The sequence below is a fragment of the Candidatus Tisiphia endosymbiont of Piscicola geometra genome (assembly GCF_964026415.1).
In the GTDB taxonomy this organism is placed as follows: domain Bacteria; phylum Pseudomonadota; class Alphaproteobacteria; order Rickettsiales; family Rickettsiaceae; genus Tisiphia.
Genome location: NZ_OZ032144.1, coordinates 642,108 through 665,747, shown reverse-complemented (window position 1 = coordinate 665,747; position 23,640 = coordinate 642,108). Strand labels below are relative to the sequence as shown.

Genomic DNA, 23,640 nt, shown 5'->3' with positions numbered 1-23,640 from the left:
ATTGTATACTCGGTGAACTTCAAGAATTGGCGTTCCCGCGACCAAAGATCTCCGCTGCTCCGTTACTCATGTACGCTCCGCTGCTCGACTTTGACACTCCTAGCTCTTCTTGAAGTTATACTATCGTCTACCAACTCTTCATTTATGAGCAGTATACCACAAAATGACCAATGAGTCTAGTGTGAGCTATTTGATAGCGAACGAAAAAAAGATGTGCTCAATAGTAAGCTACGCAGGGCTGATATCCTCCTAATGGGGATTATACTCGGTGAACTTCAAGAATTGGCGTTCCCGCGACCAAAGATCTCCGCTGCTCCGTTACTCATGTACGCTCCGCTGCTCGACTTTGCTACTGCCTAGCTCTTCTTGAAGTTATACTATCGTCTACCAACTCTTCATTTACGAGCAGTATATTACTTGAGCCTAGTATTAACTTGTTACATCAAATACAGGTTAAATTATTAAGAAAGTTTAAAATATTTACACTTTTTTACCCTGAAACTATTAGTACACGCATAAAAATCATTATACTTCTTAGGTTCTGCACGCAGAACTTAATTAAAATCAATATATGGTAATAAATTTATGGTTAACAAAGTAAATATATATAATGTTATTAAATTCCAATCCCCATTTGAACGTCTTAAATCATACACTAATTCACCTGATGTTATCTTACGTAAAGCTATTATTACTCAGGCAATTATTGACGCAACCAATATATCAAAATTCCGCACAGCAAAAAAGCTAGAACAAGAAGCAAAATTATGGATTTTTGGTGGTAGTGAATCTTTTAAAGAAACTTGTTTAGAAGGTGGGATTGAGCCATCTTTTGTAGTAAGAGTAACCAAAGCAATTATAAAGCTACATAAGAATAAATCTAGGCTTAGAAAGTCATCACAACAAAACTCAGTAGATAGTAAAAACAAAAAAACATTATTTAGAACAAAATTATAACCTTATTTAAGTTAGCTATAAAATGTTACAATTTAGGTAAAATTACGGTCAAAGAATCGCTTTTTAACTGAACAATATTTTAAAAAAGCAATTTAAAGTAAGTATATATAAGCTTACATTCTATTTAACGCAATTATCAAGCCACAATTATCAAGCCATTATGAAAATTTCAAAATAATGGCTTGAAATTCACATGATTATGCATTAGTTGTATAGATAGGTAGTTGGGTATATGCTAGCTCTTTTCTATTACATATAATATTTGACTTAACTAAATTAAAGAGGATTTTATGCAAATATCAGTATCAGGTCAACATATTTCTATTGGGAATTCTTTGCAAGATTATGTAAGAAACCGTACTATGCAGGTGTCAGAAAAGTATTTTTGTGATGTAATAATTAGTGCAAACGTGCATTTCTCTAAACAAGGATTCCAACTAGTTTGTGATATTGTCGTCAATGATGGTACAGGCAGACATATGATATTGAAAGGTAACGCTGCTTCAGATGACATATATTCAGCGTTTGATATTGCTCTTGCTAGACTTGAAAAGCAGCTTAGGAAGTATAAATCTAAGCTCAAGGATCGTCATGATAGAGTTAAAATATCCGAAGTAACATCTAATAAAGCAGTTAAATATACTATAACACCCAATCAATATGAACATGAAGACGAAGATAATGTGGCAGCATATGATAATCCTGTAATTATAGCAGAAAAATCTGTAGAAATATTAACTCTATCGGTAAGTGGAGCAGTGATGAAAATGGATCTTGAGAACCTTCCTGCTTTAATGTTTCAAAATAGTCATACTAATCGCATGAATGTAGTTTATTACCGTCGGGATGGGAATATATCTTGGATAGATTCCAAATAAATTCTTGCTGCTTATATACTCAGGTAGAACTTCAAGAATTGGCGTTCCCGCGACCAAAGATCGAAGCTGCCTAGTTACTCATGTACGCTCCGCTGCTCGACTTTGACACTCCTAGCTCTTCTTGAAGTTGACCTTCGTCTACCAACTCTTCATTTACGAGCAGTATATATACTGCTATTCACTTGAATATATAACTCTCAACTTCATCAATAATTCCGTGAATTTCAGTTGTTAGGCGAAATAATCTCATGGAGATAATTCTAATCTGATATTGATAATTCCGATAATATAATATGATAAAATCTCCTGGTTGATATTTAATAAAATTTGCTGGCATGATAAATCTTAAAATTTTAGTTTCAGTAGCGGCATTTTTTAGGATTAACTGCCCTAATCTTTCAGCTTCAAGATAAGATAGTATAATAGGTAGTTTTAAGTTAGGAATAGGTCTGTGTGAAAAATTCTCACTATTTATTTGGCAAAAGCTATTATTATAATCATCATACCGATCGATAAAGTTTAGTGCTAGTTTACTAATAATGCTAGTTTTAGAAATTTCTATTTGTTCTAAGTAGCTATTGCTTGATAGTTTAACCAATATTTTGGGACTAATATGACTAGGGGTAGAATATCCACGTTTAGTGAACTTAATTTGTTCCTGATAAGCTATGATATCAAAGAAATATATAATACGCAAAAGGTTAATAACATCAATACAAGACAAAGCTTTATTTAATACCAACCCTTCTACAGCTTCATCAAGAGTTGATATATCGATGTGCTTTAATGGAATACCGCATTTATAAGACAATTCGAGAATTATTGCCGCTAAACTACAAGCCCCAAACTTATTATTAACCCAATGCCCTTTTGCCCATAAGTTACCATCTCGCCAAATATTACTATGTGGCCAAGCTGGGTAAGGCCTAGCATCCCAAGTCCATAAAAACATTTGTTCGATATATTCTTGTGTTTGCCAATATTCAATAAAACTTCGAATAGCTTTACGCTGAATAGAAAAATCAACTTCACCATTAGAATATCTCGGTACTCCACCATCACTACATAAAGGATCAAAGAATATATTAGGTTGATTAGTTGCTTTATCAATGGAAGGAAAGCCAAATTTTTTTCATTCTTGGTTGCCATTCTGTTGTAACACCATCAGGATTACGATGATAATTCTCCCACCAATGTCTTAAATTCTTCCAAGCATAATCGGCAGCTAACTGATGCCTGCCACCATTTTCATCTATAAAGTAATCATATCCTTCGCCTGATTGCCAGCCTTTCATGATTTCTTCTGGTAAAATTCCTGAATTTATGCTTCTCGTTATAGGAAAGTAAGCATCAATACCTACGAAATCTATATATTCTGAGGCAAATAATTTATCCAAATTATACCATCCATCTTGTGTGTGATGATACTCTGACCAATCTGCTGCATAAGTAACAAGTACATTATTACCCACGATTTCTTTGACTAATTTTGCTAATTTTATCAATTGGGTAACAGCGGGAAAAGTATTATATTGATCCTTGACACTAGTTAAACCTATTAGTTCAGAACCGATTACGAAAGCATCAATATGATCTTTAACCAATTTAGCATAATGTAGGATAAAATTATTATAACCCTCATCTTTATTGAAAAAATCTACTATTGAATTTACGCAGCCTGTTAAATGACCACGCCATGGCTTTTGCCAAACATCCAAAAAAAACATTGGATAAAACATAACTTTAAAGTTTCTACGTTTTAATTCCTGTAAGTAACGGATTAAGCTAGCATCATTGACGCTGCCACCATATTTAGGAAAATCATCTGCATCTCGTGATACTAGCCTTGCCGTATCACGTAAATATTTCCCAACTTGCCATTGTTCTGAGTATTGTGTATTTGGATCATTAAATTCCACAGCAGGTTTAATAGTACAACTTGCAATATCCAAACTATCGCCAAACCAACATACAACTGGTGCAACCCATTTGATGTTAGGGCATATAATTTTCATTTGATTTAGACTATAAAGACTATTAGCAATATTACGGTAATTATTTGAATTTATTGGTTTTTTACTAATGATACCGCCTAAAGAGTTTTGTATAGTTTTGTATTGTATTATAGTGTCGTAAACAAACTCTCCGGATCCTGGGATTATGTCAACAGCCTCAACTAAATCTTCTACACTTTTGCTTTCTACGTAATCAGGAATATTAGCCTTCCTAGTTACTTCAAAGGAAAAATTAGGCACTGAATTATTAAAATCAGCTAAGGGTAGGTCTTCAAATACAGCATAACTTAATCCACGAAATGCTGGTGCTTGACCTTGAGGCTCAGCCGCAGCAATTAAAGGATCGGGTAATTGTTCTTCTGACCCTAAATAAAGCCTGAATTTATATTGTTCAAGATTGAGTAACTGATCATTAACCCATACTCTACCAATTTCAGCTATTTCGCCTTCACATAAGCTAACTGCAAAGGATAAATAATATTCACACTCCGTTAAATTGTGGATAGAAGCAGTTTCAGCAGTAGCTGATAAACCTCGTTGTGCAACGCTGGTAACTTGTACTTCCTTAATTTGATTTGCCCAAATTATTTTACCATTTACTCTTGCCGTACCAAAAACTAAGGTTATTGGATGCCCATAAACGGCTTTTGATAAGGAAAAACTTTCTCTAATATTTTTAAAATGGTAATACTCCTCAGGTTCATAATTTAAATGTTCTAAATAATCACCTAATGCTTTACCTGCAAATCGTCCAATGGTCGATAATATACCGCCACCAAAAACACCACCAATGCTACTTCCTACGCTACCTAGAATCTGACCAAACATATTAATATCTTATATTTATAGTTAATATAAGGCATTATATCATGTAATATAGCTGCACTAAGTGTAGGTGGATATTTTTTTAGCAATAGTCATATTTGTTTTCATAATGGGTTTCTATAATTTTATATTCCCTAATTGTGGTCGTTATTATGGTTGTTCGTGTCTCCCTGTAAATCGACAAGGGAAGTGTAAAACGTTGAGTTAGCAACAGGGTAGGGCAAGGAGAAGGGTGGGGGAGAAACTGAATCATCAGAAACTGTATCAAGATTAACAGTAGGATTAACAACAAGAGTATCATCCTCTACTTTTGCTGATTTACTAAAGTAGCTATTAGATGGAAGACTATCAGTCATAAATTTATGCTCATTAGTATTAATTAAAGATATAATCTAATAAATGTTAATTAATATAAGATAAATATTACAAAACTATTAAATTATAGTAATTAACTTTTACTAGAAGAACATATATACGCATACTTGACCTTTTTGTAAAGCACCGGGTAATTGAATCATCATGTAGAGTTGTCAACTTTTTTTATTCTTATCGTGGGAATTCTTATATTAATTGTAAAAATTTATCTAAGGTACTTAGTGTTTAGTTATATTATGTTATTATAATAAAATATATATACTCGGTGAACTTCAAGATTTTGGAATATATACTGCTCGTAAATGAAGAGTTGGTAGACGAAGGTCAACTTCAAGAAGAGCTAGGAGTGTCAAAGTCGAGCAGCGGAGCGTACATTAGTACGTGAGCAGCGGAGATCTTTGGTCGCGGGAACGCCAATTCTTGAAGTTCACCGAGTATACTCAAATCAATCGAAATTTTTTTCTTAAAGCTTGACCTTTGGTTAAAAACTGATTATGCAAGAGATAAACAACTATAACTATTATTAAAATGTTTTTATTAGAACTAAAAAAAATAAACGGAACTCTTGATACGATACATTTTATAGGTATCGGAGGAATCGGTATGAGTGGCATTGCCGAAATACTACATAATCTCGGATATAAAGTGCAAGGGTCTGATATAGCAGAAAATTATAATACCAAAAGACTAGAAAATAATGGTATTAAGGTTTTCCTAGGTCATCAAGGACAAAATGTCACTAATGTTTCATATGTAGTGGTATCATCAGCTATAAATAAAGATAATCCTGAAATTCAGGAAGCCTTACATAGAAAGATACCAATAATTAGGCGGGCTGAGATGCTGGCTGAATTAATGAGGCTAAAATGTTCTGTAGCAATCTCTGGTTCGCATGGAAAGACTACTACAACATCACTAGTTGCTTGTTTATTTGAAGCAGCTGGGCTTTGTCCAACTTTAATTAATGGTGGTATTGTTAATAGTAAATCTACTAATGCCTATCTTGGGTCTGGTAATTATCTGATAGCCGAAGCTGATGAGTCTGACGCAACTTTCATTCACATACCAGCAACCATTGCGGTAATAACTAATATCGATCCTGAACATCTAGATTTTTACCATGATTTTGATAGTTTAATTCAAGCTTTTAGAAGTTTTATAACTAATTTACCATTTTATGGTTTTGCAGTTGTTTGTATTGATCATCAAGCTGTTAGAAAACTAGTAAATGACATAGTTGAGCGTAGAATCATAACTTATGGAATAGACTCGGATGATGCTAACATACAAGCCTTTAATTTAGATTCTGATATTGAATCGTCAACTTTTGATGTGCGAATTAGTTTACCTAATGTAAATGGCGTAACAACTATCGAGAGAATTACTTTACCTACCCCAGGAAGACATAATATCCTTAATGCTCTTGCTGCTATCGCGATAGCTGTGGAGCTTGATTTTGGTATCAAAATTATTAAAAATGGATTTAATAGCTTTAAAGGGATAAAACGCCGATTCACTAAAGTGGCAGAATATAACAATGCTACGATAATTGATGATTATGCTCACCATCCGGAGGAAGTAAAAGCTACACTTGCTACGGCAAGAAATATTGCTAATAAGCGAAATAGTAAGGTTATAGCAATCTTTCAACCACATAGATATTCAAGAGTTAAATATTTATTTGATGATTTTGTAACTTGTTTTTCTGACGCTGACCAGTTGTATATTACAGATATATATGCTGCTGGTGAACAGCCAATAGATGGTATAACGGGAAGAGATTTAGTAAACAAAATCAAAAATACTAAATCCCATGCAATGGTATCATTTATTGAGAATCACGAGGATATAGCTGGCCTTATTGCCAAGGAGGCTATGCCAAATGATATAATAATTATGATGGGTGCTGGGAGTATTTCTACTTGGGCAAATAATTTGCATCAGCAATTTACGCGAGAACGTCATTGCGAGAAGGCGTAAGCCAGCGAAGCAATTGTAAGTTAAAAGTATGATATAATAGATGTTGAAGTCAATATAAATAATGATTTATACTGACTTATAAGGGGGTATTACAGCGATAGTCATTAATAATACTAAATGACTATCGCTGTGCAGGCGTGAGCGACCGTGAAGCAATTGGTCTTAAGATCGTATGGATCTTGGTACTCTAGCCCAAATCCCCGAGACGTTTGAATAGTTGATTGGGATGCCTTTGCACTCCCGCTTACAATCGTAAACATTAAAAGTCTTCGAGGTATTATGCCATTATATAATAATTTTATTGGTCTTGATATAGGAAAATTCAATTTTGTTGTTGCTATTCATGGAAAAAAAGAAACTAAAGAATATAATAACAACTCTAATGGAATAGCTGATTTTATCAAGGATTACAAAAAAGAGATTAGTTCTGCATTGTGTGTTTTAGAAACCACAGGTGGATATGAAATGGAACTATTACTAACGCTTTGCAATCAGGGTTTTGCTGTACATAGAGCCAATACTCGCAAAGTTAAAAACTTTATTAGGTCTTTTGGGAATGCAGCTAAAACTGATAGTCTTGATGCTAAAGCTCTAGCACTTTATGGTTTTGAACGGTCAGAAAGATTAGAACTATTTAAAGTACAATCTAAGCAAGCTTTAAACTTGTATGAATTAGTCGGACGTAGGAACGACCTCAAACAAATGTTGATTGCAGAAAAAAATAGGTTTCAGTCCCCGAGAGCTGATTTAATCAAGTCTAGTTGTGTTAAAATAATCGAAGTACTAGAAGAACAAATTGCATCTATTACTAAAAAAATAGATGACTTAATAGCAAAAGATAAACTCTTGCAGGCTAAGAAAGAGACACTGCAAACTATTAGTGGTATAGGCACAGTAGTATCTAATGAGCTTATATAGTAAATCAAATTGAATTAGATGATAAGATGTGGTATAAATAAAGGAAAAAATGTCAACAAGTCCATATAGTCAAGATTTAAGAGAAAAAGTAATAAATTATATAGAAAAAGGTAATAGTCAGAAATCTGCTGCTAAGATATTTGATATACATAAGAATACAATTAGCCGTTGGAACGTAAGGAAAAAAAAAGAAGGAACAGTATTAGCAAAGGCGAGACTAGGGATTAAAAGTAAAGTTGATAAAAAAGCATTAGAACATTTCGTAACAAATAACCCTAATAGTAAGTTGCAAGACATTGGTAAGAATTTTGGAATTACAGGTTCACAAGCGGCTAATATATTAAAAAAGTTAGGATTTAGTTATAAAAAAAAACCTTTAGCTACTTGGAAGCAAGTGCAGAAAAACGATCTGATTATTTAGAAAAGATCAGTAAATATGATAAAGATAAAATAGTATATCTTGATGAAAGTGGGATAGATATGACAATTTGCCAAGATAGAGGTTGGGGTAAGATAGGAGAATTATTGATTGGCAAGAAGAGTGGGAAACATTACCAAAGGACCAATATAATAGCTGGTTTAGTAAATAACAAGTCAATAGCCCCTTTTGTTTTTAATAAAACTTGTAATACAGAACTATTTAATAATTGGGTTGAAAAATTCTTGATTAAAGAGTTAACATCAGGACAGGTTGTAGTGATGGATAACGTTAGTTTTCATAAATCTCAAAAGACAAAGGAGCTAATAGAATCAGTTGGTTGTGAAGTTATTTTTTTGCCACCGTATTCGCCAAACTTAAATCCAATAGAGAAATTTTGGGCTAATATGAAGAGATGGATTCGAAGCAAAATAGCTGAAACTGGTACATTATCTGAGGCAATTTCTTTCTTCTTTGTCACCTAATTCAATTTGATTTACTATAGCTTTGTTACCTGAACTTGGTACATTGAACCGCAAACAAATAGCATCATTAGTAGGTGTTGCACCAATATCTAATGATAGCGGTAGATATAGCGGATATAGACATACAGGTCATGGTAGAAGTTTTGTTAGACCTATGTTGTTTGTAGCTGCTATGGCTGCTAGAAATTCTAACTCTGAACTGAAGGTATTTTATGAAAAATTGATCAATAGAGGAAAAAAGAAAATGGTGGCGATGGTAGCATTAATGCGGAAAATCATTGTGATTGCAAACGCTAAGTTACGTGATTTAACTAGCTCTGCAGAAGCAATAAAAATTTAAACCAAATTTATTTAAATTTTTATTGCGAACATAGTTGATCCATTTTTGGTCATTTTTTGGATTGCTTTGTCGCTACTAAAGTAGCTTTTCGCGATGACGTTATTTTAACAAATTTATTAGACTTGCTGCATAAGTCAAAGATAGATATTTTATAATTATGGCATTACTTGGTGAATATAGGAATAATTACAATCTAAGTCATCTAACTTGGTTTAAAGTTGGTGGACCTGCGGAGATATTTTTTAAACCATTAGACTCAATGACTTTAGCAGATTTTGTAGCACAAAACCAACAACAGAGACCAATAACTGTTTTAGGGGCTGGATCAAATATTATTATTAGAGATGGTGGTATAGAGGGAGTTGTAATAAAACTTGGTCAAAATTTTACTAATATAGAATTAATGCCGAATAATCAAATATCGGTAGGGAGTAGTTGCCTTAATTTTAACCTTGCTAAATTTTGTCAGGTACATTCAATTACTGGCTTTGAGTTTCTCAGCGGTATACCGGGTACTATAGGTGGTGGAGTGGTTATGAACGCTGGGGCGTATGGTTCAGAGTTTAAAGATATCATAATAGCAATTGAAGCAATAGATTCTAGAGGGAATTTTATCCTAATCCCTAACGAGGAGATAGGTTTTAAATATCGTGGTAATAATTTACCACAAGAGTTGATTATTACCAAGGCGATCTTTAAGACAGCTATAGGAGATAGTCATATGATCTTAGAAAAAATGAATGAAATAAATAAAAATAGACTAGCAACCCAGCCGATTAAAGAACGGACGAGCGGCAGTACATTTGCTAATCCAGATAATCATAAAGCATGGCAATTAATTGACAAAGCTGGTATGAGGGGATACAGAATTGGCGGGGCTTCTATGTCACAACTACATTGTAATTTTATGATAAACCATGGTAATAGCTCTGCTCGTGATTTAGAAGATCTAGGTGATCTTGTTAAAAAAAATGTATTTGAAGATAGTGGAATTAGTTTAGAATGGGAGATTAAACGAATAGGGAAATATGCATAAATATCAAACAAGCTTTATTGCCAATTCTAAGGTTACAATATTAAGCGATAAAGGAAAAAAACATGTGGCAGTAGTAGGTGGCGGTATGTCGGCTGAGCGAGAAGTTTCTTTAGTATCGTCTTCGGGGGTTAACCAAGCTTTGGTAGATAGTGGGTATAAAGTTACTTTCATAGATATGGGAGTAGATATTGCTTCAGTATTGTTGCAGATAAAGCCTGATATAGTTTATAATTGTTTGCATGGCACTTATGGTGAAGATGGTTGTTTGCCTGGATTACTCAATATCCTACGAATTCCTTATACTCATAGTGGTGTTCTTGCTTCTTCTTTAGCATTTAGTAAAACACATGCAAAAGCATGGTTTGTTGCTAATGATATTAAGATAGCCAAGAGTATTGTCATTAATAAATCTGACAATATTAGCAACGACCCTATGCCAAGACCATATGTGATAAAACCTCTCACCCAAGGATCAAGCATAGGCGTTGAAGTAATATTTGTTGAAGATGATTTTAACTTTGCTGATTATGATTTTCCTTATGGTGCTCAGGTAATGATTGAAGAATATATTAAGGGGAGAGAAATGCAGGTAGCCGTTTTAAACGGCAAAGCTTTAGGGGTATTGGAAATAAAACTCCTGAAACAGCGTTTTTATGATTATAAGACTAAATACACAGATGGATTTGCTGAGCATTTATGTCCAGCTCCACTACCACAGAATATGTATAATAAATTATTAGAAGAGTCGGAAAAAATATATCAAACCATGAATTGTAGAGGTGTAGTTAGAGCGGAGTTTATTTTTGATGAAAGCAAGAATGAATTTTTTACTCTAGAAGTTAACACCCATCCTGGTATGACTTCCTTATCGATTATACCAGAAATAGCTGCCTTACAGGGGATGGATTTCCGTACACTAGTTGAAAGAATTTTAGAAACAGCATGTATTGACACATGAAGAGGAATAAAGCGTCTAATAAGAAGAAAAAAGCCAATATACCGCTGCGACGAAAGTTGGCAGTGTTGTATATTAGAGTGGTATTTTTTATTAAAATTGCCCTAGTGGTTTTGCTGTCTGCATTTTTCTTTACTAGCTATTTTGCTCCTATAAGACAAGAAATTATCCAAAATACTTACGAATTTACTTCTGATATTGGATTTAAACTTGAAAATGTTTTAATAGAAGGACAATATAATACTAAGGCAGAAGATATATTGGCTACTTTAAATGCTGATAAGGGTACACCTATTCTTTCTATAGATATGGAGGCAATAAAGAATAATTTGGAACGCAATCCTTGGATTAAAAATGTTGCAATTATCGAGAGAAGATTACCTAACACTATTTACATAAGATTAATTGAGAGAGTGCCTATTGCTATTTGGCAGATTAACGGGCAAGTTTTTCTTATTGATCAAGAAGGATATAAAATTACCAATAATATAGGTAGTTTCTCTAATCTTTTGCATGTTGTGGGATCAGATGCTAATATTTATACTAGCAAATTAATTCAGGATTTAGCTAAACACCCTGAATTAGCTAAAAAAATTATCTCTTCTGTACGTTATGGAGGAAGACGTTGGGATTTAAATCTAGAACAAGGTATTACTGTTAAAATGCCGGACTTAAGGTTTGAACATGCTTTAGATTATCTTGCAGGATTGGATATGGAAAATATATTATTTAATCAGAACTATAAAATTGTAGATTTACGAGATTCGAGTAAAGTTTACATGGAAAAATATTAAAAGTTATGAAAGCCAAATTGTCTAACTTTGTTACTCTTGACCTTGGTAGTAGTAAAATAGCTTGCATTGCGGCATATATTGACAAAAGAGAGGAAGCAAAAATAATAAGCCAAAATCTGTATTACTCAAAAGGCATTAAATCAGGAGTCATATTAGATTTAAAAGAGGCAGAAAATAGCATAGTCGGGGCGATTTATGCATTAGAAAAAGATTGCGGTAAAAACATAAAAAAAATAACTATATCACTAACAGGCTATGGCACTAAGTCTTATTACATAAATAATAAAATAAAACTTTCTAATCAGCCAATTTCACAGCAAGATATCAAAAAACTTATCAAAAAAGCCTTATTGGAGTTCAAGCTTAAAGACCAAGAAATTATTCATTATTTTCCTATAGAATTTATTCTTGACGATAATAATGCTATTGAAGACCCAGTTGGGATGTTTGGCAAAGAATTAGGGTGTGAATTACATATTATTACAGCAAATTCTAATATGCTGATGAATATTACCAATTGTTTTGCAAAATGTCATGTTGAAATAAATAATATTATATTAGCAATTTACGCTTCGGGAATTGCTTGTCTTTCAGAAGATGAAAAAGCTCTTGGTTCTATTATAATTGATATGGGTGCTAGAACTACCTCATTTGGTGTATTCGTCTCAGGTAAATTACTATATACAAGCTACATAGATATAGGTAGCTTTCATATTACATCTGACATAGCAAAAGTCTTTTCGGTAAGCCTTAACGTTGCAGAAAAACTTAAAATTCTTTATGGTAATGCTATGCCGTCTTCTTTTGATAAAGATAGTGTTATTAGTTTAGAAGATTCTGAAATGGAGATTCCTGATAGCGGCAGACCAACAATTACTTCAAAGTATCTTGCATCTGTCATTAATCCAAGAGTAGAAGAAATATTATTGATGGTTCAAGCAGAATATGACAAGGTTGTTGCAGGTAATATGATCGCGTATCGCATCGTTATTACCGGCGGTGGGGCAATGCTTCGAGGAGTAAAAGAACTGGCAAGCAAAATTTTTGAAAAACAAGTACGAATTGGTAAACCAGAGGTCTTACTAGGTTTTGCTGAAGATTATAATCCCCATATATACTCCACTTCTATAGGTATGGTAAAAAATCAATCTTTAAAAATACAAAAAAATAATTTTGATATTAATGATAATAACGATACTAGTTGGTTTAAAAAGTTTCTAATTTGGCTAAAAGAGAATATTTGAAAAGAAAATGCCTAATACTCGATAATCAAGTTTTTTAGAATTATTAAAAAATACGTCATTGCAAGCGTAAGCGAAGCAATTATAATTTCACCGAATTTGAGTATATAAGAATTGACAAATTCTTATCCTAAATTCGCGTGTCTTGAAAATATATTAGACTTACCTAAATAACTTATCTATATTAGATGTATATAAGCTATATTAAACTCATAAATTAAATAAAGCGGAATCATGTCAGGGGAAGTTGGAAAAAAAGAATTAAACTGTTCTTTTTGTGGTAAAAATCAATATGAAGTAATAAAATTAATTGCTGGACCAACAGTATTTATTTGTAATGAATGTATTGAACTGTGCCGTGATATTATAAAAGAAGAGACTAAAGTAAATCTTAAACAAGTTGCCTCTTTAATTCCAACACCACACAGAATTTTTTCTACTCTTAATGATTACGTAATTGGTCAAGATCAGGCAAAAAAAGTTTTATCAGTTGCGGTATATAATCACTATAAACGATTAGAATATATCGAGTCAGGTAATAATGATGTCGAATTAAATAAATCAAATATCCTAATTATTGGTTCTACTGGCTCTGGTAAAACCCTTTTGGCACAAACCTTAGCAAAGATTCTTGATGTACCTTTCACTATGGCAGACGCCACTTCTTTAACCGAAGCTGGCTATGTTGGTGAAGATGTTGAAAATATCTTGCTAAGATTATTACAAGCAGCAGACTTTAATATAGCCAAAGCCCAACGAGGCATTGTTTATATAGATGAAGTAGATAAAATCGCTAGAAAATCTGAAAACCCTTCCATAACAAGAGATGTATCAGGAGAAGGAGTCCAACAAGCATTACTTAAAATCATGGAAGGAACTATTGCTTCTGTTCCTCCCCAAGGTGGCAGAAAACACCCACAGCAAGATTTTGTTCAAGTAGATACTTCCAATATTTTGTTCATATGCGGTGGAGCTTTCATGGGGATAGATAATATCATTAATGCCCGTACTGCTCAAAGTTCGATTGGTTTTGCGGCAAATGTCCAATCAAAACAAGAAAAAAACCACAGCGAAATACTCAAATCATTAGAAATTGAAGATCTAGTAAAGTTTGGGTTAATTCCAGAATTCATCGGTAGGCTTCCAGTAGTAGCAACTTTAGATGACCTAGACAAAGCATCTTTGGTGGCAATTTTAACTCAACCCAAAAATGCTGTTATCAAGCAATATCATAAATTATTTGAGTTAGACGATGTTGAACTATCAATTGATAATGATGCTTTAGAAGGAATAGCCGAGAAAGCGCTGGCACGAAAAACCGGAGCTAGAGGTCTTAGATCGATAATTGAGACACTGCTACTTGACAGCATGTATAATGTTACCAATCTAAAAAAAATGCATGTACATATTTCAAAAGATGTTATAGATGGTACAGCTCAGCCAGTAGTTACCCCAAAAAATTATGTAAAACCTACGAAAAAACGTATGGCGGTTTAGTACTAGGTATTCTAATTTCTGATATAGCTGATCATTAATATAGATATTGAAGTTCATGTTAGGATTTCTTATTATTAATAACATTAATATATTTGTTATTGTAAAAATGTTCTATAAATATGGTTTAGAAGAGAAGAGTTATAATTCATCTAGAACTGGACTAAAAAATAATCTATTATCAAAATTAAAGGATTGTTGATATGAGACTTCTAATTACTATTTTCACCCTACTATTTTATTTCTCCAGTAATGCTAGTGATCACAAACAAAATGGTACTATACTTGTTACTGCAGCAACCGGTGCATTAGGTTCAACTATATGCGATGTGCTAGCATCAGAAGGGTATAATCTACTAGTATCTGGTAGGAACAATAATAAACTAACTAATTTGCAAAAGGATTTACAAAAGAAATACCCTAATATTACAGTTAGAACCTTGATAATTGATTTTTCAGATACTAAAACTATAGAAAATGCGGCAAGTAAAATTACTCTTTCCTCTATCGAAGGAATTGTGCTTATTGGTCCAAGACCATCCTTGAATAAAAATGACATTCCTAGTAAAGACGAATGGACTAAAGTATTTGCAGAAACTTTTATTGCTCCACTTGAGGTTGTACGTTTTTTTGCCCCTAAAATTCATAATAATGGTAGCATTGTTGTAATTTCAGGTAGTAGTTCTAAGAATTTTCTACCAGCCTACCCTAATACCAATGTTGTACGACTTGCTTGGAGTGGAGAAATAAAAAATCTGATGCATTTGTTTGCTACACGTAAAATTCGTGTTAACGCTATTTCCCCAGGACCAATTTTAACGCAACATCATAAGAATATGATAACAGAAAAGGCTAGTTTAAATAACATTTCATATGAGGAACAATTATTAAAAGATACCTCTTCTATACCTTTGAAATCTTATGGTGAAACTGAAGATCTCGGAAATTTAGTAGTATTTTTGCTCTCAAATAAGTCTAGTCATATAAATGGCTCAAATATTCTACTGGATGGCGGTGAATCTACTTCTTATTAGGTTCTTAGCATACATTCTATAAAACTATCTCGTGCCTAACTACTTTGGGCAGATAGTGATTGTTGTTTGTCAAAGAAATAGTCGCTCCGTCAAAAAGTCTAGAAGATAACATCTACTACATTTCAACGCAAAAGGAATCTTTTACGCATAGCATTAAAAGTCCCAAGGGTTTTCTCCCCTGTGACTTTTTAATGCTATGTGTAAGGTGAGTAACTAATATTTTAAAAAAGTTTCACTGATTTGTTATGAAGCAACATAATTCCTGTAATAAAAAATGGAGCGAATATAGCCTTTACTTCATGCAACAATGCTTCATTACTAACTTCTTGTTGCAATTCTTCTCTAATTAAATCAAAGATTTCCTGCAAACTTTTACCACCATCTATCATTTGTTTAAAAACATATTTGGTATAATTAGAAACTGGTATAGTAACCTCAGTTTAACGTAAGGAGCAATTTTTGTGCTTTTAATTTATTAGGCTTTATTGCTGGTTTGCGTGGCTTGAAGCAATAAGCCACAAACCCTGAGATTTATATTAGACCTTATATCTTAAAAATGTGTTATGAAGCATTAAGAGAGTTGGGAAAAAATGTTTTTTATATTACACTATCAAAGGTTGTAAAGTAGCAAGATTATCAAAATTAACGTCTCTTCAGCAACATTTATTCAATTTATTTGATCTAACAATGCCCCAAATGACAAAATCTGCAAAATGATAAAATGTAGTCAGTAAAGAAAATTTAATTTTCTATCCCATACACCGCATACTAACGTCGTTTTATGGCACAATTTTGATCCTATCCATCTCGAAGATAAGTCGCGTGATATCACTCATCTCCTATTTTAAGAGCAGCTATAAAAGCAGATTGAGGTATCTCAACATTACCAATATTACGCATACGTTTTTTGCCAGCTTTTTGTTTTTTCAATAATTTACGCTTACGAGTTATATCCCCACCATAGCATTTAGATAAAACATCTTTACGCATTGCCTTAACGGTTTCTCTAGCAATTATTCTGCTGCCAATAGCAGCTTGAATAGCAATCTGAAATAATTGCCTTGGAATTAAATCGCTAAGACGTTTACACAACTCCCGCCCCCGATATTCTGATCTTGAACGATGTACTATAGTAGATAAAGCATCAACTGGCTCACTATTAACCAAAATAGATAATTTTACTAAATCACTTTCCTGATAAACATCTATTTCCCAATCAAAGCTAGCATAGCCTTTTGTATAACTTTTTAACTTATCATAAAAATCAAATACTATCTCATTTAACGGTAATCGATAAATTACCATAGCTCTACCGGCTACATAAGTTAATTCAATCTGTACCCCTCTTTTATCGGTACATAAAGATAACACATTACCTAAAAACTCATCTGGTACTAATATTGTTGCCTTAACCCAAGGCTCTAACATTGAGTCGATATTTTGCACAGGTGGCAAATCAGCTGGATTATGTATTTCTAATTGATTTCCATCACGCATATTAATCTTATAAATCACACTAGGAGCGGTGGTGATCATATCAAGGTCAAATTCGCGTTCCAATCTTTCTTGTACTATTTCAAGATGTAGTAACCCTAAAAATCCACAGCGAAAGCCAAAACCTAAGGCTGTTGAACTCTCTGCTTCAAATTCAAAGCTAGCATCGTTAAGTTTTAATTTAGCTAAAGAATCTTTTAAATGCTCAAATTGCGAAGCATCTGAAGGATATAAACCACAAAACACTACCGGTAAATGCGGCTTAAAACCAGGCAGAGATTCCTGACAAGGTCTTTTCTCGTCAGTTATTGTGTCCCCAACTTTACAATCAGCAACTTGTTTTATTGAAGCAGTAAAGAAGCCTATTTCTCCTGGGTATAAAATATCTGATATATGTTTTCTAGGAGTAAAATACCCAACATTGTCAACATTATAAGTAGAATTGGTAGCCATCATTTTAATACGCATATTCTTGCGTAAAACTCCATCGATAACTCTAACTAAAATTACTACCCCTAGGTAAGAATCGTACCAGCTATCAACCAATAATGCCTTTAGAATATCTGTTTGATTAGTTTTTGGACATGGCAGCCTATTAACAATTGCTTCCAGTACCTCCTCTATTCCTATACCACTTTTTGCAGAAATCAATAATGCATCGCTTGCATCTATGCCAATTACGTCCTCTATCTGTTGCTTAACTTTATCAGGAACAGCAGCTGGTAGATCAATTTTATTTAGGACTGGAATAATTTCATGATTATTATCGATCGCTTGATAAACATTTGCTAGAGTTTGTGCCTCAACACCCTGGCTACTATCCACTACTAACAAAGAACCTTCACAAGCAGCTAACGATCTACTCACCTCATAAGAGAAATCCACATGACCAGGAGTATCCATTAGGTTTAGATAGTAGGTATTACCATTTCTTGCTTTGTAAGTTAATCTAACAGTCTGTGCTTTGATAGTGATACCACGTTCTTTTTCTATGTCCATTGAGTCCAGTACCTGATGACTCATTTCCCGAGCTGCCAACCCCCCACAATATTCAATTAATCTATCTGCTAGAGTAGACTTACCATGATCAATATGAGCAATGATTGAAAAATTTCTGATAAAGTTTTGATTATTCATGGTATATTTGGTATAATGTTAAAATTAGAAAGAAGTTTTATCTTTATATAATAAAATTCCATTTTATAGTAGGAAAATTAATAATGCGTGCTGAAATTGAACATTATGTAAAAAAAATCGAACAGTCTTTAGAGCTGCTCAGGAGGTCTCTTTGATTTCGATAACGCAAGCAAAAGGCTTCTAGAGCTAGAAAATATATCAGAAGATCCGGAACTGTGGAATAATCAAGAGAAGGCCTCGAGTATTCTAAAAGAAAAAAGACTTCTAGATATCAAGCTTAACTCGTTTAAACAACTTCAGTCTAATTTTACGGAATGTTTAGAACTTGAGGATTTGGCATTTACTGAAAATGATCAACAAGTTTTGCAGCAAGTTCAAGAAGATTTAGGGAAACTATCTATTATTGCCGGAAAATTTGAGACTGAATGTTTATTTTCTGGAGAATTTGACAGTAATAATTGCTTTCTAGAAATCAACGCTGGAGCTGGAGGAACAGAAAGCCACGACTGGGCATCAATTATGATGCGTATGTATTTACGCTTTGCAGAAAGGCTGGGTTTTAAAAGCGAAATTATTCATCTTATTAATGGCGAAGAAGCTGGAATAAAATCATGTACTATCAAAATTAATGGCTACCAAGCATATGGTTGGTTTAGAACAGAATCTGGTGTGCATAGGCTAGTTAGGATATCACCTTTTAATGCCGCAGGTAAAAGGATGACTAGTTTTGCTAGCAGTTGGGTATATCCAGAAATTGACGATGATATTTCCATTACAATAGATGAAAAAGATCTTAGAATTGATACTTATAGGTCTTCCGGGGCTGGGGGGCAACATGTAAACACTACCGATTCTGCAGTAAGGATTACCCACTTACCGACTAATATCGTAACCCAGTGCCAAAATGATAGATCGCAGCATAAAAATAAAGCACAAGCTATGAAAATGCTTAAAGCAAGGCTTTATGAGTCGGAGTTAAAAAAACGTACCGATGATATTAATGAACAAAATGCATCCAAGACTGAAAATGGTTGGGGACATCAAATAAGATCTTATGTATTACAGCCTTATCAGATGGTTAAGGATTTACGTACCAACCATGAAACTTCTGATACTAAGGGGATACTTGACGGAGATTTAGAGAAATTCGTTTCAGCCAGCCTATCAATGAGTGTTGGTAATATTAGCAGTTGTTAGCCATAGAAGATAGGTATAACTAACCCGACTAAGTTCTTGATATTAAGTTGTCATTCCCTCGTAGGCGGGAATCTCCAATATCTCAAAGCTTTTCTGGCTTTATTTTAGATACCCGCCTATGCGGGGATGACAAACGTTATCCATCTAAAACCTTCTCGGGTTAGCTATATAATTACTATTATAGGAAATTATGATGAGAAAATATTGTTTCAAAATTGATAAACTAATTCGTGATTTAGTCCCAAGAATTATGCGTTCGCGTGGTATTTCGGTATTTGAACGTAGTATGAAAAAAGATGAATATATCCAGCGTCTTAAAGATAAATTGTTGGAAGAAGCACAGGAGGTGATTGATGCAAAAACACCAGATGAAATTTCTGAAGAACTAGCTGATTTGCTTGAAGTGATTTATGCATTAGGCAAAGAATACAACTTATCGATGGAACAAATTGAAGCAAAGCGTCTTATTAAGAAACAGAAGGATGGTGGCTTTGATAATCGTATTTATGGCTCTTATATAGAAATGCACTATGATAACGAAGATATTGGTTATTTTTTAGCTAAACCAAAAAATACCCTGAAATAACACTATCTAATACGAAATATTGATTTATTTTCTCAAAGTTGCTATGAAAGTTAGCAACACTTCTTTTATTAACTTAAACCATATTTAACCTCAATTTCGGATTAATTTCAATAATCCGATTAAGAATCCTCCAGCCATAAGCATAATAGATATCCAAATAAAACTCATCATTGGTTTGTAATATATTTTTGCGTGAATTACATCATCGTCAATTTTACTTAATACTGCGTAAAGATCATAAGTTAAATAAGAATATATATTACTTTCTTGGGATAGTTGTTTTTCTATTATATATAATCTATTCTCAGGCTTTAAGATGGTGATATTATTTTGTTGATCCTCAATCCAAAATTCAGCAATTTGCCGATAGTAATTTTGGGCTGAGGATACTCTCATATCTTTTAAGGTAACTTCAAACCCACCTGCTGTTACCTTGTCTCCAACTTTTCCTATAAAATCTACTTCACTTTGTAATAATGAATTAACAGTAATAGTTAAAACAAGTAAGCCAAAGCCTAAATGCCCTAAGATCATAGCAATATTAGCTTTTAGTTTGGTTCTAAAAAAATTGCTTTTTGCTAATATATAATAACAATTTTGTATTATTAGAAAAAGAGAAAATGTCACGGCACATGCTGAAATAAAACCATACTGAATTTGGTATGAGCTAATCATAGTTATTGCAAAAGAACTAGCTAAAATTAGTAGCTGTTTTTTTCTGGTATTATAAGCAATGCCAACTAGTAGAACTGTTGGAATAAGGAAGATTATAAAATTATTGATAAAAAATCTTTCACTAATGGTAATAGATTCTTGGTATAATAAAGAATAAACTACTGGGTAAATGGTGGCACATAGTAATATTACTAGGGCTGTTAAGAAAAATATACTACCCCAAATAATAAGTTTGTACTTAAATTTATGTTTGTCTAATCCTGCTGGATCGGGTTGAGTGATATTTTGTCCTTTTACTAACAGTAACACTAAGCTTGATATAGCAATAATAGCAAATATTACCAACATGTAGATTGCTCGCTCAGGTGATGAGGCAAAAGAATGAATTGAGGTGATTAGCCCTGAGCGTACCAAAAACGTACTAAATACTACTAGTAAAAAAGTGATAATTGATAGGGTTATGCTCCAGTTTGTCATTCGTCCAGATTTTATCGTTACCAAGATTGAGTGATGTAGAACGATAGCCGACAGCCATGGTAGTAGGGAAATATTTTCTACTGGATCAAAAAACCAGAAACCACCCCAGCCAAGCTCTCTATAAGCCCACCATGATCCTAGTGCTATTCCTAAGGTTGAAAATAGCATTCCTAAATTGGTAAATATTTTAATTGCTCTGAGATTAACAAAGTCTAAACTAGACGTAAGCAAGATTACGCAAGCAGATGTGAAAGGTACGACGTAACAGACATAGCCTAAATATAATATAGGGGGGTGTATTATTAGGGCAATATCTTGCAGCATGGGGTTTAAGCCGAGTCCCTGGGCGGGACGGAAGGATAGGCTATCAAATGGGTTAGAGGTAAAATAAATGAAACTACCGAACAAGATTTGTATTAGTGCTAGTACAATTATGTGATAGACTTGAATTGGACGGCTATTGAATAGTGCAATATAAATAACAGCTATAGTCTGTAATAAACATAGCCATAATAGGATAGACCCCTCATGACTTGCCCAACTAGCAGCAATCTTAAATCCTAGAGGCTTTAATGTACTAGAATTAAAAAAAACATTCTGTATAGAAAAATCCGATATGATAAATCCACATACTAGTAGCAAAAAAGCTAGTAATGTTGACAGGAAACTAAGATAGAAAAAAAAAGTAGCAGAACGATATAAATATAAAGAACTAACAACTGTTAGTATACTGAATAAAATTGCAGATATTTGTAAATAATTGCCAAGACTACTTATCACTTTCAGATTCTTTATTTGGTAGAATAATGACTTTTATGCTATCAAGTCTGTTACCTATTTTTTTGTTAATAGTGATACTTAAATTAAATATCTTGATAGATTCTCCTTGATTGGGAATACGCTCAAGTTTATGGATAATTAAGCCAGCTATGGTATTTGCGTCATCATCAGGTAGACTCCAATTTAATTCTCTATTTACATCTCTTATGGTTACAGATCCATCAATAATAAACTCCGTTTCAGATTTTTTTACAATTGTGTTAATAGGATAATCATGCTCATCGATAATAGGACCAACAATCTCTTCTAGAATATCTTCTAGAGTAATAATACCTTGTAGATCACCATATTCGTCAACAACACAGGCAAAATGGCTCTTTCTTTCTCTAAAAGCATGAAGTTGATGAGTTACCAAAGCATTATCAGGTATAAACCAAGGCTGATTTACTAATTCTTTGATATTAATTTTTTTTGCATCGTTATTCTTTTCGTAAAGAGCCCGGAGTAGATCTCTCATGTGAAGTACGCCAATTATGTTGTCCTGAGTGTCCTTCCATAATGGTATTCTTGTATGGGGGCTAGATAATAATGCTCGCCTCACTATCTCCTCTTTAGGCAAATCTACATTAATGGCTACTATGTTACTTCTATGTATCATAATTTCAGATACTGTCATTTTCCTAATATCTAATATACCCCCTAACATGTCACGGTCAGATTTATAAACATTACCTTCTTGATGATAATGTTCAATAACTCCTCTGACTTCTTCTGTTCCCGAGATATTTTGTTGTAGATTAATACGGAAAATAAAACAGAACAGCTTAACTATAACTTCAAAAATAGAATTAATTGGTTTCAAAAGCTTTAGGAAAAATATAATTGCTGGAGAAGTGAATAATGCTAACTGTTCTGCTTTTGCTACAGCAATAGCTTTAGGTATTATCTCGCCGAAAACAATTATCACGAAAGCCATCACTGCTGAAGCTACGACAGTGCCACTATCACCTAGCCAATCGATAAATATACTGGTAGCAATGGTAGTGCAAACAGTATTAAGCAGAGTATTACCAATCAATAATGTGCCTATTACTTTTTCTTTATTCTTGAGAACTTGTAATACAGTGTTACGTTTAATAGCTTTTGCCTTAAACTTTTGTATTTTCCCTGGAGAAGACGCGGTGATGGCCGTTTCAGTAGCTGAAAGCAGTGCGGCACATCCTATCATTAGAACAATAATGATTGTCAAAAAAATAGTCATTGATCCTTGTATAAATTATTAGCGTAAATCTAATTATATTGGCAACTGTGCAATTCCCCTAATACTTTTTTATTATGCTCTTGCCTTAAACTCATGCTACAGGGCTTATTTCTTTTCTTGACTGAATTTGCTAAAAAATAATTTTGATTATTTTTATCAAAATACTTACAAAAATCATCAATTGAACAGAATATTTCCTCCTTTAATTGTCAGTTAAAATTAGTAACTTTAATTCACTTCCCACTACACTGCAACCCTTATATCTTTATATAATCCTTCTACACTTAT

The 23,640-nt window shown here is 33.3% G+C and carries 22 protein-coding genes and 1 pseudogene; 16 read left to right on the top strand and 7 right to left on the bottom strand.

The features are described 5' to 3' along the window. Positions 1 to 585 precede the first annotated feature (585 nt). On the top strand, positions 586 to 957 hold the full coding sequence (locus AAGD26_RS03115; RefSeq protein ID WP_341752191.1) for a hypothetical protein: 372 nt from the start codon (positions 586 to 588) through the stop codon (positions 955 to 957). A 290-nt stretch (positions 958 to 1,247) separates the two neighbouring features. Beyond that, on the top strand, positions 1,248 to 1,835 hold the full coding sequence (gene hpf / locus AAGD26_RS03110; RefSeq protein ID WP_341752190.1) for a ribosome hibernation-promoting factor, HPF/YfiA family: 588 nt from the start codon (positions 1,248 to 1,250) through the stop codon (positions 1,833 to 1,835). Positions 1,836 to 2,013: 178 nt separating this feature from the next. Here the strand turns inward: hpf and AAGD26_RS03105 are convergent, their stop codons facing one another. The 3 genes and pseudogenes from AAGD26_RS03105 to AAGD26_RS03095 form a co-directional block, all read right to left on the bottom strand. After that, the gene (locus AAGD26_RS03105) at positions 2,014 to 2,787 is read right to left on the bottom strand and encodes a phage tail protein (protein WP_341752304.1); all 774 of its coding nucleotides are present in this window, start codon (positions 2,785 to 2,787) and stop codon (positions 2,014 to 2,016) included. A 15-nt stretch (positions 2,788 to 2,802) separates the two neighbouring features. Continuing rightward, positions 2,803 to 3,850, bottom strand: a pseudogene (locus AAGD26_RS03100) (glycoside hydrolase TIM-barrel-like domain-containing protein); the annotation flags it as partial. A gap of 959 nt (positions 3,851 to 4,809) precedes the next feature. Continuing rightward, positions 4,810 to 5,031, bottom strand: a complete 222-nt coding sequence (locus AAGD26_RS03095; RefSeq protein ID WP_341752189.1) for a hypothetical protein — start codon at positions 5,029 to 5,031, stop codon at positions 4,810 to 4,812. A 547-nt stretch (positions 5,032 to 5,578) separates the two neighbouring features. Here AAGD26_RS03095 and murC point away from each other — a divergent pair. The 12 genes from murC (at position 5,579) to AAGD26_RS03035 (ending at position 15,745) form a co-directional block, all read left to right on the top strand. Next, positions 5,579 to 7,030: a UDP-N-acetylmuramate--L-alanine ligase gene (murC, locus tag AAGD26_RS03090; RefSeq protein WP_341752188.1), complete on the top strand. Its 1,452-nt coding sequence runs from the start codon at positions 5,579 to 5,581 to the stop codon at positions 7,028 to 7,030. A 279-nt stretch (positions 7,031 to 7,309) separates the two neighbouring features. Beyond that, positions 7,310 to 7,948, top strand: coding sequence for an IS110 family transposase (locus AAGD26_RS03085; protein ID WP_341752187.1), 639 nt, complete (start codon positions 7,310 to 7,312; stop codon positions 7,946 to 7,948). A gap of 49 nt (positions 7,949 to 7,997) precedes the next feature. Then, the gene (locus tag AAGD26_RS03080; protein WP_341751250.1) at positions 7,998 to 8,369 is read left to right on the top strand and encodes an IS630 transposase-related protein; all 372 of its coding nucleotides are present in this window, start codon (positions 7,998 to 8,000) and stop codon (positions 8,367 to 8,369) included. Further along, on the top strand, positions 8,333 to 8,851 hold the full coding sequence (locus AAGD26_RS03075) for an IS630 family transposase (RefSeq protein WP_341751251.1): 519 nt from the start codon (positions 8,333 to 8,335) through the stop codon (positions 8,849 to 8,851). The genes AAGD26_RS03080 and AAGD26_RS03075 overlap by 37 nt, the downstream gene beginning before the upstream one ends. A gap of 22 nt (positions 8,852 to 8,873) precedes the next feature. Next, positions 8,874 to 9,191, top strand: a complete 318-nt coding sequence (locus tag AAGD26_RS03070; RefSeq protein ID WP_341752186.1) for a transposase — start codon at positions 8,874 to 8,876, stop codon at positions 9,189 to 9,191. Positions 9,192 to 9,348: 157 nt separating this feature from the next. Further along, positions 9,349 to 10,227 (top strand): UDP-N-acetylmuramate dehydrogenase, encoded by an 879-nt coding sequence (gene murB / locus AAGD26_RS03065; protein WP_341752185.1) that lies wholly within the window; start codon positions 9,349 to 9,351, stop codon positions 10,225 to 10,227. Then, complete coding sequence (locus AAGD26_RS03060; protein ID WP_341752184.1) at positions 10,220 to 11,185, top strand: D-alanine--D-alanine ligase; 966 nt, start codon at positions 10,220 to 10,222, stop codon at positions 11,183 to 11,185. Before murB ends, AAGD26_RS03060 begins: the two co-directional genes overlap by 8 nt. Then, positions 11,182 to 11,976 carry a cell division protein FtsQ/DivIB gene (locus AAGD26_RS03055; RefSeq protein WP_341752183.1) on the top strand — a complete coding sequence of 265 codons (795 nt, stop codon included), beginning with the start codon at positions 11,182 to 11,184 and terminating at the stop codon, positions 11,974 to 11,976. The genes AAGD26_RS03060 and AAGD26_RS03055 overlap by 4 nt, the downstream gene beginning before the upstream one ends. Before the next feature lie 5 nt (positions 11,977 to 11,981). Then, positions 11,982 to 13,220: a cell division protein FtsA gene (ftsA, locus tag AAGD26_RS03050; RefSeq protein WP_341752182.1), complete on the top strand. Its 1,239-nt coding sequence runs from the start codon at positions 11,982 to 11,984 to the stop codon at positions 13,218 to 13,220. Between the two features lie 231 nt (positions 13,221 to 13,451). Next, positions 13,452 to 14,714 carry an ATP-dependent Clp protease ATP-binding subunit ClpX gene (clpX, locus tag AAGD26_RS03045; RefSeq protein WP_341752181.1) on the top strand — a complete coding sequence of 421 codons (1,263 nt, stop codon included), beginning with the start codon at positions 13,452 to 13,454 and terminating at the stop codon, positions 14,712 to 14,714. A gap of 55 nt (positions 14,715 to 14,769) precedes the next feature. After that, positions 14,770 to 14,913, top strand: a complete 144-nt coding sequence (locus AAGD26_RS03040; protein WP_341752180.1) for a hypothetical protein — start codon at positions 14,770 to 14,772, stop codon at positions 14,911 to 14,913. A 1-nt stretch (position 14,914) separates the two neighbouring features. After that, a complete protein-coding gene (locus AAGD26_RS03035; protein ID WP_341752179.1) occupies positions 14,915 to 15,745 on the top strand; it encodes an SDR family oxidoreductase in 831 nt (276 codons plus the stop codon). 221 nt (positions 15,746 to 15,966) lie between these two features. Here AAGD26_RS03035 and AAGD26_RS03030 read toward each other — a convergent pair whose 3' ends face one another. Further along, positions 15,967 to 16,134: a hypothetical protein gene (locus AAGD26_RS03030; protein WP_341752178.1), complete on the bottom strand. Its 168-nt coding sequence runs from the start codon at positions 16,132 to 16,134 to the stop codon at positions 15,967 to 15,969. A gap of 439 nt (positions 16,135 to 16,573) precedes the next feature. After that, positions 16,574 to 18,376, bottom strand: a complete 1,803-nt coding sequence (gene lepA, locus AAGD26_RS03025) for a translation elongation factor 4 (RefSeq protein WP_341752177.1) — start codon at positions 18,374 to 18,376, stop codon at positions 16,574 to 16,576. Positions 18,377 to 18,459: 83 nt separating this feature from the next. Here lepA and prfB point away from each other — a divergent pair. Further along, a protein-coding gene (gene prfB / locus AAGD26_RS03020; RefSeq protein ID WP_341752176.1) for a peptide chain release factor 2 occupies positions 18,460 to 19,573 on the top strand; the annotation gives its coding sequence in 2 pieces (ribosomal slippage) (positions 18,460 to 18,528 and positions 18,530 to 19,573; 1,113 coding nt in all). Between the two features lie 193 nt (positions 19,574 to 19,766). Then, entirely contained in the window at positions 19,767 to 20,159 is a 393-nt protein-coding gene (locus AAGD26_RS03015; protein ID WP_341752175.1) for a nucleoside triphosphate pyrophosphohydrolase, read from the top strand. A gap of 90 nt (positions 20,160 to 20,249) precedes the next feature. Here AAGD26_RS03015 and AAGD26_RS03010 read toward each other — a convergent pair whose 3' ends face one another. Further along, a complete protein-coding gene (locus AAGD26_RS03010) occupies positions 20,250 to 22,088 on the bottom strand; it encodes a heme lyase CcmF/NrfE family subunit (RefSeq protein ID WP_410520635.1) in 1,839 nt (612 codons plus the stop codon). Beyond that, positions 22,081 to 23,352: an HlyC/CorC family transporter gene (locus AAGD26_RS03005; protein ID WP_341752173.1), complete on the bottom strand. Its 1,272-nt coding sequence runs from the start codon at positions 23,350 to 23,352 to the stop codon at positions 22,081 to 22,083. Before AAGD26_RS03005 ends, AAGD26_RS03010 begins: the two co-directional genes overlap by 8 nt. Positions 23,353 to 23,640: the final 288 nt, after the last annotated feature.

Excerpts from the sequence above, each read along its gene's own strand:
- ftsA (WP_341752182.1), top strand. The coding sequence starts at position 11,982 with ATGAAAGCCAAATTGTCTAACTTTGTTACTCTTGACCTTGGTAGTAGT.
- hpf (WP_341752190.1), top strand. The coding sequence starts at position 1,248 with ATGCAAATATCAGTATCAGGTCAACATATTTCTATTGGGAATTCTTTG.
- murC (WP_341752188.1), top strand. The coding sequence starts at position 5,579 with ATGTTTTTATTAGAACTAAAAAAAATAAACGGAACTCTTGATACGATA.
- AAGD26_RS03080 (WP_341751250.1), top strand. The coding sequence starts at position 7,998 with ATGTCAACAAGTCCATATAGTCAAGATTTAAGAGAAAAAGTAATAAAT.
- AAGD26_RS03095 (WP_341752189.1), bottom strand. The coding sequence starts at position 5,031 with ATGACTGATAGTCTTCCATCTAATAGCTACTTTAGTAAATCAGCAAAA.
- AAGD26_RS03040 (WP_341752180.1), top strand. The coding sequence starts at position 14,770 with ATGTTAGGATTTCTTATTATTAATAACATTAATATATTTGTTATTGTA.
- AAGD26_RS03030 (WP_341752178.1), bottom strand. The coding sequence starts at position 16,134 with ATGATAGATGGTGGTAAAAGTTTGCAGGAAATCTTTGATTTAATTAGA.
- AAGD26_RS03055 (WP_341752183.1), top strand. The coding sequence starts at position 11,182 with ATGAAGAGGAATAAAGCGTCTAATAAGAAGAAAAAAGCCAATATACCG.
- AAGD26_RS03005 (WP_341752173.1), bottom strand. The coding sequence starts at position 23,352 with ATGACTATTTTTTTGACAATCATTATTGTTCTAATGATAGGATGTGCC.
- clpX (WP_341752181.1), top strand. The coding sequence starts at position 13,452 with ATGTCAGGGGAAGTTGGAAAAAAAGAATTAAACTGTTCTTTTTGTGGT.
- AAGD26_RS03060 (WP_341752184.1), top strand. The coding sequence starts at position 10,220 with ATGCATAAATATCAAACAAGCTTTATTGCCAATTCTAAGGTTACAATA.
- AAGD26_RS03015 (WP_341752175.1), top strand. The coding sequence starts at position 19,767 with ATGAGAAAATATTGTTTCAAAATTGATAAACTAATTCGTGATTTAGTC.
- AAGD26_RS03085 (WP_341752187.1), top strand. The coding sequence starts at position 7,310 with ATGCCATTATATAATAATTTTATTGGTCTTGATATAGGAAAATTCAAT.
- murB (WP_341752185.1), top strand. The coding sequence starts at position 9,349 with ATGGCATTACTTGGTGAATATAGGAATAATTACAATCTAAGTCATCTA.
- lepA (WP_341752177.1), bottom strand. The coding sequence starts at position 18,376 with ATGAATAATCAAAACTTTATCAGAAATTTTTCAATCATTGCTCATATT.
- AAGD26_RS03035 (WP_341752179.1), top strand. The coding sequence starts at position 14,915 with ATGAGACTTCTAATTACTATTTTCACCCTACTATTTTATTTCTCCAGT.
- AAGD26_RS03105 (WP_341752304.1), bottom strand. The coding sequence starts at position 2,787 with ATGTTTTTATGGACTTGGGATGCTAGGCCTTACCCAGCTTGGCCACAT.
- AAGD26_RS03115 (WP_341752191.1), top strand. The coding sequence starts at position 586 with ATGGTTAACAAAGTAAATATATATAATGTTATTAAATTCCAATCCCCA.